This window comes from Nonomuraea fastidiosa (genome assembly GCF_042751225.1).
Taxonomy (GTDB): Bacteria; Actinomycetota; Actinomycetes; order Streptosporangiales; family Streptosporangiaceae; genus Nonomuraea; species Nonomuraea fastidiosa.
Window position 1 is genome coordinate 6,485,180 of the sequence record NZ_CP170570.1, and the last position, 12,702, is coordinate 6,497,881.

A 12,702-nucleotide genomic window follows, 5' to 3' on the forward strand; every position below is an offset into this window, starting at 1 on the left:
GGGCGCTCGCTCGGGTGGCGCGTCCGGACGATCTCGCGGCGGCGGCGGACGGCGCCGGAGGCTCGGCGGATCGAGGTCAGGCGTCGGCGGGGGCTCTGCGGCGCCGGCGCGGGCGGTGGCCGGTGACCTCGTTGCCGGCGTCGGGGTGCAGGCGCAGCATCAGCAGCGCGCCCGTCAGCGCGATCGCGCCGGTCACCCAGAAGGCGGCTGTGAAGTCGCCCTGCGTGAGCGGCGTACCGGACCCGCCGTGCGCGAACTGCAGCGCGATCGCCGCCACCGCCACTCCCAGCGCCACGGAGAGCTGCTGCATCATGCTGAACAGCGTCGAGGCCGAGGCGCGATCGGCGGAGCCGACGTCGGCGAACGACAGCGTGTTGGTGCCGGTGAACTCGATCGACCGGGTGGCCCCGGCCACGAACGCCACCACGGCCGCCACGGCGAAGGCGGTACGCGCGTCCAGCAGCCCGAACGCCGCGATCGACAGCGCCACCGCGATCCCGTTGCCCACCAGCACCGTGCGGAAGCCGAGCCACCGCATCAGCGGCGTCGTGATCACCTTCACGACGAGGTTGCCGAGGAAGTACACCAGCACGAGCTGCCCCGCCTCCAGCGGCGTCTGCCCCCACGCCTCCTGCAGCATGAGCGGCAGCAGGAACGGCGTCCCGCTGATCGCCAGGCGGATGAGGTTGCCCGCGTGCAGGCTGGCCGCCGCGAACGTGGGCACCCGCAGTGGCCCGAGACCGACCAGCGGATGCTCGGCCCGCAGGAACCACCACACGGCGGCCGCGCCTGCCGGCAGCCCGACCGCCAGCAGGGCGAGGTCGAGACCCACCGCGGACGGGTGCGCCAGCTCGGACAGTCCGTAGATGGTCAAGCTGAGCGACGTGACGATGAGGACGGTGCCGGCGCGATCGAGCGGCTTGGGCTCGCTGTCGCGCACGCTCGGCACGAACGCCAGGACGAGGGCGGTCCCGGCGAGGGCGAGCGGCGCGTTCAGCAGGAAGATCCACTGCCAGCCGTACCAGGTGGTGAGCGCGCCGCCGAGCACCGGGGCGATGACCGGCGCGACCAGCCCCGGCCAAGTGATCAGCGCGGTCGCGCGCATGAGGTCCCGCTTGCCGGCGTTCTTCAGCACGATGATGCGCCCGACCGGCATCATCAGCGCGCCGCCCGCGCCCTGGACGACGCGGGCCACGACGAACTGCCATAAGGAGGTGCAGGCCGCGCAGGCGACCGAGGCCAGGCCGAACACCACGATGGCGGTCGCGAACACCCGCTTGGCCCCGTACCGGTCCGACAGCCAGCCGCCCAGCGGGATGAAGGCCGTTCCCGAGGCGCGTTCGTCATGTCCTCCCTGTGGTGCGCGCTGCTGCCTGGCGGGGGAGGTCCGGGAGCGCCTCCCGGAGGGCAACTTTAACTCCGCACCCCATGACGGAAATGTCGGGCCACTCGGCGGTTCGGCGGAAGGTCAGCCCGCCTCGGCGCGCAGGTCGCGGAGCGCGGTCCGGTAGGCGGAGCCGACCATGGCGAAGACCTCCAGCATCATCGGCATCCGCTCGATCCCGTGCTGCTGTGCGAGCGCTTCGAGGTGTTTCCTGGTGGATTCGCAGGCGGCCTCGTACACCGCCAGGCCCTCGGGCACGAGCTCCACGGTCACCATGCGGCGGTCGCGCTCGCCGCGGACGCGCCGGGCGTACCCGCCCTTCTCCAGACGGTCGATCAGGCGGGTGGTCGAGGCGGACGGCAGCCCCAGCTCCTCGGCGATCGTGCCCACGGCGAGCGGGCCGCGCGTCTCGAGCAGCATGAGGGCGGCCACGTCGGCGGGTTGCAGGCCGAGACGGTCGGCGAGCGCGTCGTTGTGCACCAGGATCGCGATCACGAATTCGCGGAAGACGGCTTCTGGTTGCGCGGAACCCACCGGGCCACCCTACTTGCCGCCAATGTAACTTCGAAGCGAAGATACATCGAAGCGGAGAAAATCGGATGGATGTCATCGTCATCGGCGCGGGGATCGGCGGGCTGGCCATCGCCCGCGTGTTACTGGCCGCGGGTCACCGCGTCCGCGTGTACGAGCAGGCGCCCGAGCGCCGCACCGGCGGCAAGGCGCTGCTGGCCTGGAGCAACGGCAACGCGATACTCGACGACCTCGGCGTCTCGCTCGCCGGCGTCGGCGCCCGCATCGACAGGATCGACGGCACTGACCCCGCGCGGCAGGCTGCGCACCACCATGGACCTCACGCACGCCGCCGCCCGCTACGGCTTCCCGACCAGGGCCGTCCCGCGCCGCCACCTGCTCGACCGGCTGGCCGCCGGGCTGCCCTGCGACGTCGTCCGCTACGGCATGGCCTGCCGCGACGTACGCCACAACGATGACGGTGTCACCGCCGTCTTCGCCGACGGCTCCACGGCCACCGGCGACGTGCTCGTGGGCGAGGACGGGCACCACTCCGTCGTACGCCGGAAGCTGTGGGGCGAGGGCACCGTACGGCCCGCCACGTTCGGCACCTGGCAGGGCATGAGCCGCATCGACATCGAGATCACCGGTACCACCAGGCACCTCATGATCAGCGGGCGGGAGGGCGCCTGCGGCCTCATGCCCGCGGGCGGCGGGCTGCTGCAGTGGTGGTTCGACGTCCGCTGGTCACCCCGCGATCCCCGGCCCGCCGCGCCGCCGGCCGAGCTGCGGCGCAGGTTCGGGCGCTGGCGCTCGCCGGTCTCCGACGTGCTCGCCGCCGCCCGCGAGGAGGAGCTGGAGTTCTTCGGCCACCACTGGAACAAGGTGCCCGAGGTGTGGGGCGCGGGGCGGGTGACGCTGGCCGGCGACGCCGCGCACACCATGCCGCCCACCCTCGGCCAGGGCGCCAACCAGACCCTGGAGGGCGCCTGGGCGCTCGGGCGGGCCTTGGCCGGCGCGGGCGACCCGGCGGCGCGGCTGCGCGCGAACGAGCGGGCCCGCTACCCGCACATCTCCCTGGTCTCCCGGCTCGCCAGGCGCAACCCGGCGAACTGGCGCACACCGCCGATCCTCGCCCGGCTGGTCCCGGAAACGGCGCAGACGACGATGCCGGCCCGCTTCAGCAACCGCCTCTCCGTCCAGGTGGGCTGACCCGTCATCACGCCGTCTCGCTCGAACCCCGTTGACCTGCATGTTCTCCCTTTCCGTCGCGGGCGTCAGCTCGCCCCACGAGGTCAGAGGAGTGATGGTCCTTCCGAAATAGGGGCCGGGCAGTGAGATCCACCTTACTCATCGTGTTCATTCGATGACGTCGCGTATAACGTCCCGTGGTGTTCCAGCAGACACGGAAGGAGCATCATGAAGATCCTCAGCGTGATCGCCGCGCCCGCCCTCGCCGCCGCTCTCCTGGCGGTGCCCGCCGCGACGGCCCAGGCGGCCGTGCCGGCCTGCCACGCCCACGTGTGCCTGTGGACCGGCGCCAACTACACCGGCGCCGTCTACACCTGGTGGGAGGCGAACGGCAACAGGTTCATCGGCAGCACGCACGCCGACAACGTCGGCTCGTTCGTCGCCACGAGCGGCGCGTGCTTCGTCGACACGGCCGACTCCGAGTGGAACTGGCGCGCCAAGCGCCTGGCCTCGCGGGGCGACTACAGCTCCAACTACAAGGGCAGGTTCGGCGGCGTGATGGACCGCATCGCGCCCGCACGCTACTGCTGATCCACCGGCTGGCGCGGCCGGCGGCCGGGGATCCCCCTCACCCGGCCCCGCCGCGCTCCGGCGAATACAGCTCGGCGATGGCGGCGAGGACGCGGTCGCGGGCGACCGGGCCCGGGGTGACGCCGGTCAGCACGTACGCGGCCAGCCCCTCGGCCAGCGCCACCAGGGAGAGCGCCGTCCCGTGCGGGTCGAGCCCGGGGTCGATACGGCCGGCCTGCTGGTCCCTGCGGATCAGGTCGGCCATCTGGCGGTGGAAGCCGGCGTACAGCACCCGCATCCGCGCGGCGATGGACTCCTCGGCGAAGGCGAAGGCGTGAAACGACTGCCGCACCCGCATGTGCGCCTCGGTGACCGCGTCGTACGGCACCAGCTCGGTCAGCACGGTCGTGAGCACCAGGCGCGGATCGGCGGCCTCCAGATCGGATCCGGCCTTCTCCCTGATGCGGGCGGCCGACAGCGCGTTGCCCCGCTCGAACGCCGCCTCAAGCAGCTGCCGCTTGGCGGGGAAGTAGTGCTGCACCCGGCCGGGGGAGATGCCCGCCTGCGCGGCCACCTCGGTCAGCGAGACGGCCCCGAGGCCCCGCTCGGCGACGATGGCGAGCACGGCGTCGGCGATCTCGGCGCGCCGCTCCTCGTGGTGTGCCCCCGGTCCCCTGGTACGCCGCTCCGCCACGTACGCTCACCCCCTGATCGATGCGATCGCATCGGAGTGTAGCGGTCAGGCGGGCGGCGGGGCCGTGCTGGCGCGGACGACCAGCCGCGTCGGCACGAGGTCCGTGCCCGACGGCGCGGTGCCCCCCTCGCGGATCTGCCGCAGCACGAGCTGCACGCACCGCCGCCCGACCTCGGCGAAGTCCTGGTGCACGGTCGTCAGCGGCGGCACGAAGCAGGCCGAGTCGGGGATGTCGTCGAACCCGACCACGCTGACCTCGCCGGGCACCGAGCGTCCCCGCTCGTGAAGCGCCCGCAGCACGCCCAGCGCCATCTGGTCGTTGGCGACGAACACCGCCGTGCAGCCGGGCTCCTCCGCCAGCCGGAGACCGGCGGTGTACCCGGACCCCGCCGACCAGTCGCCGTGCAGCGGCGGCGGCACCGGCCGGCCCGCCTCCTCCAGCGCGAGCCGCCACGCCTGGGCGCGGCGCTGCGCGGCGAAGGACGACTCCGGCCCGGTGACGTGCCAGACCGTACGGTGTCCGAGGCCGAGCAGGTGGCGTACGGCCGACCGGGCGCCCTCGGCCTGGTCGGTGTCCACCACGCTGTAGCGATCGCCCGCGTCGGAGTCGACGACCACCGCGTGCACCCCGGGCGGCAGCGTCACCGTGCCGGCGTCGAGCAGGTGCACCTCCAGGATCACGATGACCGCGTCCACGGCCAGCTCGCCCATCCTGGTGAACGCGCCCAGCACGTTGTCCTGGGTCGGCACGTCGATGGGGATGAGCGTGATCGCGTAGCCCTCGGCGGCGGCGTGGGTGGCGATGGCCTCGACGGTGCGGCTGTTGCCGATCGTGGACAGGTTGAACAGGATCACGCCGATCGTGTTGAACTGCCCGTACCGCAGGGCGCGGGCGGCGCTGTTGGGCCGGTAGCCCAGCTCGCGCATCGCGGCCAGCACCTGCTCGCGGGTGGAGCCGATGACGCCGGGATGGCCGTTGGCGACCCGCGAGACGGTCTGTGACGACACGCCGGCCAGCCTGGCCACGTCGGCCATCGACACGCGCTGCCTGCGCCGCCCGCCGGGAACCCCCGATCCGCGTCGCGCGCCGCCGGCGGGCCGCTCGCCACCGGCCTGCCGTGCGTGATCAGCCGGGCGTGCGCCCTCCGCGGGGCGCGCCTTCTCAGCCGGGTGCGCGTCCCCCTCTGATTGCGCACCCCCGCCCGGCCGCGCGCCGCCGGTCGGCGCCTGCCGTTCGGGGTCGTCCAGATCCATGCCCGTGCCGCTCCTGCCTGCCGGTCTAGGTCGCTGACTCTCTGCTCGTGTCCGTCCGGTACGCGCCCGCCCCGGCCGGCGTCCGAGCCGTTCAGCCAGGAAATCCTTTGCGGAGGTCCCGGCCGCTGTCAATGAGGGGGCGCCCCTTGACCCCAGGTCAGGCGGGTGCCACCATACCGCAGCAGACGTTAACGTAAACATCACTGCGGCATCCCCCACCATCGCTCTGCGTGACATGCGTCCGCGGTCGATGTTTACGTGAACATGGCAGCGAGAGGAGTGACCGGTGGTCACGGAAGGCTACGCGCCCGGCAGGCAGGCGCGAGGGCGCCCGCCCGCGGCGGCCCAGCGCGGCCGGGGCACCAGAAGGCGCGGGACCGGCGGGCGGTCCTGGACCGGCTGGCGGTTCGTGGCGCCGTTCATGGCGGTGTTCGCGCTCGTCTTCCTGGCGCCGATCGGCTATTCGATCTACCTCAGCCTCTACCGCACCCAGCTCGTCGGCGGTACCGCGTTCGTCGGCCTGGACAACTACATCAAGGCGCTGCAGGACCCGCAGTTCTGGTCGGGGTTCGGCAGGGTGGCGCTGTTCCTGGTCGTGCAGGTGCCGATCATGCTGTTCCTCGCGCTGCTGGTGGCCCTCGCGATCGACAGCGGCCGGCTCTACGGCGCGGCGTTCTTCCGCATCTCGGTGTTCCTGCCGTACGCGGTGCCCGCCGTCGTGGCGACGCTGATGTGGGGCTTCATGTACGGCACCAGGTTCGGCCTCATCGGCAACCTCAACGAGGCGCTCGGCTGGTCGCTGCCCGACCCGCTCTCGCCCGACCTCATCCTCGCCTCCATCGGCAACATCGTGACCTGGGAGTTCGTCGGCTACAACATGCTGATCCTGTACTCGGCGCTGCGCGTGGTGAGCCCCTCGCTGTACGAGGCCGCCGAGATCGACGGCGCCGGCCAGTTCCGCATCATCTGGTCGATCAAGCTGCCCGCCCTGCGCGGCGCCCTGGTGATCGCCACGATCTTCTCGATCATCGGCAGCTTCCAGCTCTTCAACGAGCCCAGCATCCTCAAGACGCTGGCGCCGAACTCGATCACCACCTATTTCACGCCCAACCTGTACGCCTACTCGCTGTCCTTCGCCGGCCAGCAGTTCGACTACTCCGCCGCCGTCGCCATCATCATGGGCGTCATCACGATGATCATCGCGTACATCGTCCAGCTCCGCGGCATGCGAAAGGCGGTCTGAGCCATGGCCGCAACCGCACATCCCGGAGCCCGCGCAGGACGCGGCCCGCTGGTGATCCGCCACCAGCGCCCGCGCCACCGCAGCCGCACGCTCACCGCGCTGACCACGCTCATGCTGGTCTACACGCTGCTCCCGCTGGCCTGGCTGCTGATCAACGCCACCAAGACGCAGGAGAGCCTGCTGTCGTCGTTCGGCCTGTGGTTCTCCGGCGACTTCGCGCTGTTCGACAACATCGCCCAGACCTTCAGCTACAACGGCGGCGTCTACACGCGCTGGCTGCTCAACACGCTCCTGTACGTGGTCGCCGGCGCGGGCGGCGCGACCCTGCTCGCGACACTGGCCGGCTACGGCCTGGCCAAGTTCGACTTCCCCGGCAAGAAGGCCGTCTTCGCGGTGGTGATCGGCGCGGTGGCGGTGCCCGGCACGGCGCTGGCCGTACCGACCTTCCTGCTCTTCTCCGACATGGGGCTCACCAACACCCCGTTGGCGATCATCATCCCGTCGCTGATCTCGCCGTTCGGCCTCTACCTCATCTGGACGTACGCCGCCGACGCGGTGCCGAAGGAGATCCTGGAGTCCGCGCGGGTGGACGGCGCGGGCGAGTTCCGCACGTTCTTCCGGATCAGCCTGCCGCTGCTCGGCCCCGGCATCGTCACGGTCCTGCTCTTCAACGTGGTCGCGACCTGGAACAACTTCTTCCTGCCGCTGATCATGCTCAAGGACCCCGACTGGTACCCGCTCACCCTTGGCCTGCACGCCTGGAACCAGCAGGCGGGCACGGCGGGCGGCGAGGCCGTCTTCAACCTGGTGATCACCGGATCACTGCTCACCATCGTCCCGCTGATCGCGGCGTTCCTGCTGCTGCAGCGGTACTGGCAGTCGGGCCTCGCCACGGGGAGCGTCAAGGGCTGACCCGGCGCCGCCGGAGCGCCGGCGACACGAACGCGTACACCAGAGCAGACATTTCAGAAAGGCAACGCCCATGACGATCAACCGTCGTCACGCCCTCCTGCTGGGCGCGGCACTGACCGTGTCACTCGCCGCCACCGCCTGCGGCTCATCCGGCGGCGGCGACGGCTCAGGCGCGACCGCCACGGCCGCCGCCTCCCAGAGCGTCTCCGACGCCGACCTGCAGAACGCGCTGAACGCGGGCGGCGACCTCACCGTCTGGGCGTGGGAGCCGACGCTCAAGCAGGTCGTCGCCGACTTCCAGGAGAAGTACCCCAAGGTCAAGGTCAACCTGGTCAACGCCGGCACCGGCAACGACCAGTACACCGCGCTGCAGAACGCGATCAAGGCCGGATCCGGCGTGCCCGACGTGGCACAGATCGAGTACTACGCGCTGCCGCAGTTCGCGCTGTCGAAGTCGGTGACCGACCTCAGCGCGTACGGCGCCGGCTCACTCGAAGGCACCTTCACCCCGGGCCCGTGGAACTCCGTGCACGCCGGCGGCCCCGCCGTCTACGGGCTGCCCATGGACTCCGGCCCGATGGCGATGTTCTACAACAAGGAGGTCTTCGACAAGCACGACATCGAGGTGCCGAAGACCTGGGACGAGTACGTGGCCGCCGCCGAGAAGCTGCACAAGGCCGACCCCAAGGCGTACATCGGCAGCGACAGCGGCGACGCGGGCTTCACCACCAGCATGATCTGGCAGGCGGGCGGCAGGCCGTACAAGGTGGACGGCACCAGCGTCGGCATCGACTTCTCCGACGCCGGCACCCAGAAGTTCACCGCGACCTGGCAGAAGCTCATCGACGGCAAGCTGCTCTCGCCCGTCGTCGGCTGGACGGACGAGTGGTACAAGGGCCTGGCCGACGGCACCATCGCCACGCTGGTGACCGGCGCCTGGATGCCGGCCAACTTCGAGTCGGGCGTCAAGGCCGCCTCCGGCAAGTGGCGGGTCGCGCCCATGCCGCAGTGGGAGGCCGGCGGCAAGGTCACCGCCGAGAACGGCGGCAGCTCTCTGGCGGTGCCCGAGGCGTCCGCGAACAAGACCCTCGCCTACGCCTTCATCAAGTACGCCACCGTGGACGAAGGCGTGCAGACCAGGATCGACGGCGGCGCCTTCCCCGCCACCACCGCGCACCTGCAGGACCCGAAGTTCAGGGACAAGGAGTTCCCCTACTTCGGCGGCCAGAAGGTCAACCAGGTGCTCGCCGAGTCGGCCGAGCAGGTCGCGCCCGGCTGGTCGTACCTGCCGTTCCAGGTGTACGCCAACAGCATCTTCAACGACACCGTCGGCAAGGCGTACACCTCCGGCACCACGCTCCAGGACGGCCTGAAGGCGTGGCAGGACGCCTCCATCAAGTACGGCCAGGAGCAGGGCTTCACCGTCCAGTAACCGATCGACATTCTCCGCCAGGAACAGCACGAGACAGGAGCAGACGTTGCAGGTCGATCACGGCCGCCGGTGGGTGCGCTGGCCGTCAGAGCCGGAACGGGCCAGGCTGGCGTTCGGCGCGGACTACAACCCGGAGCAGTGGCCCCGGGAGGTGTGGGACGCCGACATGCGCGCGATGCGGGCGGCCGGGGTCAACATCGTGTCTCTGGCCATCTTCTCGTGGGCGCATCTCCAGCCCGCCGAGGACAGGTGGGACTTCGCCTGGCTCGACGAGGTGATGGACCTGTTGCACGCCAACGGCATCGCCGCCGACCTCGCCACGGCGACGGCCTCGCCGCCGCCGTGGCTGACGGCCAAGCATCCGGAGATCCTGCCGGTGGACCAGCAGGGCCGCACGCTCTGGCCGGGCGCGCGCCAGCATTGGCGCCCCACCTCTCCGGTCTTCCGCCGGTACGCGCTGCGCCTGGTCGAGGCCCTCGCCACCCGGTACGCCGGCCACCCGGCGCTGGCCGCCTGGCACGTGTCGAACGAGCTGGGCTGCCACAACGTCTACGACTACTCCGACGACGCCGCCACCGCCTTCCGCGACTGGCTGCGCGCCCGCTACGGCACACTCGACGAGCTGAACCGGGCCTGGGCCACCGCGTTCTGGTCCCAGCGTTACGGCGACTGGGCGGAGATCCTGCCGCCGCGCCTGGCCGCGTCCTTCCCCAACCCGACGCAGCAGCTCGACTTCAAGCGCTTCTCCTCCGACGCGCTCAAGGAACACCTGCGCGCCGAGCGCGAGGTGCTGCGCCGGATCACCCCGGACGTCCCGGTCACCACCAACTTCATGGTGATGGGCGAGACCAAGGGGATGAACTACGCCGACTGGGCTTCCGAGGTCGACTTCGTGGCCAACGACCACTACGTGCTGACCGGCCCGCAGGCCCAGGACGAGCTGTCGTTCTCGGCCAACCTCACCGGCATGCTGGCCGGCGGCGAGCCCTGGTTCCTCATGGAGCACTCCACCAGCGCCGTCAACTGGCAGCCGGTCAACCTCGCCAAGCGGCCCGGCGGCATGGCCCGCGACTCGCTCACCCACGTCGGCTACGGCGCCGACGCCGTCTGCTTCTTCCAGTGGCGGCAGTCGGCGGGCGGCGCCGAGAAGTACCACTCGGCGATGGTGCCGCACGCGGGCGAGGACAGCGACGTGTTCAGGGCCGTGACCGACCTCGGCGCCACGCTGGCCGCGCTCGCGCCCGTCGCGGGCAGCAGGCGGCGGCCCGCGCGCGCCGCGATCCTGTTCGACTGGGAGTCGTGGTGGGCCGCCGAGCTGGACTCCCACCCCACCTCCCTGCTGCGCTACCGGCAGGAGGCGCTCGACTGGTACTCGGCGTTCCTCGCGGCGGGCGTGCGCGCCGACGTGGTGCCGGTGGCCGCCGAGCTGTCCGGCTACGACCTGGTGGTCGCGCCCATCCTGCACGTCGTGCCCGCCGCGCTGGCCCGCCGCCTGGAGGCGTACGTGGCGGGCGGCGGCCACCTCGTCGCCACCTACTTCTCCGGCATCGTGGACCAGGACGACCGCGTCTGGCTCGGCGGCTATCCGGGCGCGCTGCGCGACCTGCTCGGCATCCGCATCCAGGAGTTCGGGCCGCTCCTCGACGGCGACGGCGTCGATCTCGACCTCGGCGTCACCGGTACCCTGTGGACCGACCGCATCGACCTCGCCGGGCCGGAGACCGAGGTGCTTGCGGCGTACAAGACGGGCGAGCAGGCCGGGCGTCCGGCGATCACCCGCCGCCGCTCGGGTGCGGGGACGGCCTCGTACGTCTCCACCCGCCTCGGCCCCGACGGGCTGGCCGTGCTGCTGCCGCTGCTGCTGGAGCCGGCGGGCGTCGGCTCCGAGCTGCCCGACGAGCTGCGCGGGCAGGTCGAGCTGGCCGTACGCACCGACGGGAGGTACGACTACTGGTTCCTCGTCAACCGCGGGGACCGGCAGGTGGACGTGTCGGCGCTCGACGGGGAGCCGCTGACCGGGCCGTCGCTGGCGCCCGACGCCGCGCTCAAGCCCGGCCAGGTGCGCGTGCTGCGCCGCCCGGCGGCCTCATAGGGCCTTTCCTGGCCGTCTCATTGCCGAACCCGGACGGATCAGCCGGCACCGGCGGGCCGTCCGGGCGCGGAACGGACGAGGGCCGGGCCGATGACGCGCCCCAGGGGCCGCCGGGCCGTCCAGGCGGGGGACGGACGAGACCGGGCCGATGACGCGCCCGCCGCGCCGGGCCGTCCGGGCGGGGGACGGCCCCGAGTCACCCGCTTGAAAACCGGAACCGCACCCCGCCTGTACACAGGAACCGGCCACCTCACCACGAAGCGCTTATTCCTTGAGCGCGCGAACCTTGCCCGCGCTCCGGTTGCGCCTTTGCGACGGCGTTACTTGCCGCCCGAACTTTCTCAAAGCCCCTTGACCCGCGAAGACGATCGCTTCTCGGGCTTAATGGGCATCTCACATACGCTGACATATCGGGATACGGAGGGAGGGGTCGCATGCTTCCTGAAGTGCACGGATGGTTGCGACGCCGCACTTCGTCCGCCGGGGACTGGCCGGTTCAGGACCTGGTGGCCGCCAAGGGTGATACCACCGTCAGCGTGGTGCTCCCGGCCCGCGACGAGCGCGAGACCGTGGGAGAGATCGTCGGCGTGATCCGGCGGGAGCTGGCTCCGCTCGTGGACGAGCTCGTGGTCATCGACTCGCGTTCGACCGACGACACCGCCCGGGTGGCCGCCCGGGCAGGAGCGAGGGTGCACGCTCAGGATGAGATCCTTCCGGGACTCAAGCCCATGGACGGCAAGGGAGAGGCGCTGTGGAAGTCGCTGGCCGTCACGTCGGGTGACGTGCTCGTCTTCGCCGACGCCGACATCCGCAACTTCCGCGCCTCGCTGATACTCGGCGTCCTCGGGCCGCTGCTCTCCGACCCGACCGTCATGTACGCCAAGGGATGCTACGACCGCCCGCTCCACGGCACCCCCAACGGCGGCGGGCGCGTCACCGAGCTCGTCGCACGCCCGCTCATCAACCTGTACTGGCCCGAGCTGGCCGGGTTCATCCAGCCGCTCGCCGGCGAGTACGCCGGCCGCCGCTCCGCGCTCGAACGCATCCCGTTCCTCACCGGGTACGCCGTGGAGCTCGGCCTGCTCATCGACCTGCTGGAGCTGGGCGGGCTCGACGGGCTCGCACAGGTGGACCTGGGCTCGCGCGAGCACGCGCCGCAGTGCACCGAGGCGCTGGGCATGATGTCCGCCCAGATCATGCTCGCCGCCTGGTCCCGCCTGGAACGCCAGGGCCGCATCAGCTCGGTCGCCCCGCCGGCGACGCGGCTCTGCCAGTTCAGGAGGGGGCTGGAGGGGCACGAAGTGCTCATCCGCGACATCGGCATCGGCGAACGTCCACCGATGATCACCGTCAACCCCTGAACCGCACTCGCGGGACCGCAGGGCCTACTCGCCGGTAAGGTGTTGCCACCGTGAAACGG

At 71.4% G+C, this 12,702-nt stretch carries 11 protein-coding genes and 1 pseudogene; 8 read left to right on the forward strand and 4 right to left on the reverse strand.

The features are described from left to right. Nucleotides 1-76: 76 nt before the first annotated feature. Entirely contained in the window at nt 77-1,411 is a 1,335-nt protein-coding gene (locus ACFMQL_RS29750; RefSeq protein WP_378788076.1) for an MFS transporter, read from the reverse strand. 57 nt (nt 1,412-1,468) lie between these two features. Then, entirely contained in the window at nt 1,469-1,918 is a 450-nt protein-coding gene (locus tag ACFMQL_RS29755; protein ID WP_364053787.1) for a MarR family transcriptional regulator, read from the reverse strand. Between the two features lie 65 nt (nt 1,919-1,983). On the opposite strand from ACFMQL_RS29755, the pseudogene ACFMQL_RS29760 reads away from it, so the two are divergent. The 3 genes and pseudogenes from ACFMQL_RS29760 to ACFMQL_RS29770 form a co-directional block, all read left to right on the forward strand. Next, nucleotides 1,984-2,097: pseudogene (locus ACFMQL_RS29760) on the forward strand (FAD-dependent oxidoreductase); the annotation flags it as partial. Nucleotides 2,098-2,227: 130 nt separating this feature from the next. Further along, nucleotides 2,228-3,106 carry an FAD-dependent oxidoreductase gene (locus ACFMQL_RS29765; protein WP_378788078.1) on the forward strand — a complete coding sequence of 293 codons (879 nt, stop codon included), beginning with the start codon at nt 2,228-2,230 and terminating at the stop codon, nt 3,104-3,106. A gap of 207 nt (nt 3,107-3,313) precedes the next feature. After that, a complete protein-coding gene (locus tag ACFMQL_RS29770; RefSeq protein WP_364053784.1) occupies nt 3,314-3,676 on the forward strand; it encodes a peptidase inhibitor family I36 protein in 363 nt (120 codons plus the stop codon). A 37-nt stretch (nt 3,677-3,713) separates the two neighbouring features. Here ACFMQL_RS29770 and ACFMQL_RS29775 read toward each other — a convergent pair whose 3' ends face one another. Further along, nucleotides 3,714-4,349 carry a TetR/AcrR family transcriptional regulator gene (locus ACFMQL_RS29775; RefSeq protein WP_378788080.1) on the reverse strand — a complete coding sequence of 212 codons (636 nt, stop codon included), beginning with the start codon at nt 4,347-4,349 and terminating at the stop codon, nt 3,714-3,716. Nucleotides 4,350-4,394: 45 nt separating this feature from the next. Continuing rightward, nucleotides 4,395-5,384, reverse strand: a complete 990-nt coding sequence (locus ACFMQL_RS29780) for a LacI family DNA-binding transcriptional regulator (RefSeq protein ID WP_364057452.1) — start codon at nt 5,382-5,384, stop codon at nt 4,395-4,397. A gap of 505 nt (nt 5,385-5,889) precedes the next feature. Between ACFMQL_RS29780 and ACFMQL_RS29785 the strand changes: the two genes are divergently transcribed. The 5 genes from ACFMQL_RS29785 (at nt 5,890) to ACFMQL_RS29805 (ending at nt 12,643) form a co-directional block, all read left to right on the forward strand. Then, nucleotides 5,890-6,846 (forward strand): carbohydrate ABC transporter permease, encoded by a 957-nt coding sequence (locus ACFMQL_RS29785; protein WP_378788082.1) that lies wholly within the window; start codon nt 5,890-5,892, stop codon nt 6,844-6,846. 3 nt (nt 6,847-6,849) lie between these two features. After that, nucleotides 6,850-7,758, forward strand: a complete 909-nt coding sequence (locus ACFMQL_RS29790) for a carbohydrate ABC transporter permease (protein ID WP_378788084.1) — start codon at nt 6,850-6,852, stop codon at nt 7,756-7,758. A 70-nt stretch (nt 7,759-7,828) separates the two neighbouring features. Next, nucleotides 7,829-9,190, forward strand: a complete 1,362-nt coding sequence (locus ACFMQL_RS29795) for a sugar ABC transporter substrate-binding protein (RefSeq protein WP_364053773.1) — start codon at nt 7,829-7,831, stop codon at nt 9,188-9,190. 46 nt (nt 9,191-9,236) lie between these two features. Beyond that, nucleotides 9,237-11,282, forward strand: coding sequence for a beta-galactosidase (locus tag ACFMQL_RS29800; RefSeq protein ID WP_364053770.1), 2,046 nt, complete (start codon nt 9,237-9,239; stop codon nt 11,280-11,282). A gap of 434 nt (nt 11,283-11,716) precedes the next feature. Beyond that, a complete protein-coding gene (locus tag ACFMQL_RS29805) occupies nt 11,717-12,643 on the forward strand; it encodes a glucosyl-3-phosphoglycerate synthase (RefSeq protein ID WP_364053767.1) in 927 nt (308 codons plus the stop codon). The last annotated feature ends 59 nt before the right edge of the window (nt 12,644-12,702 follow it).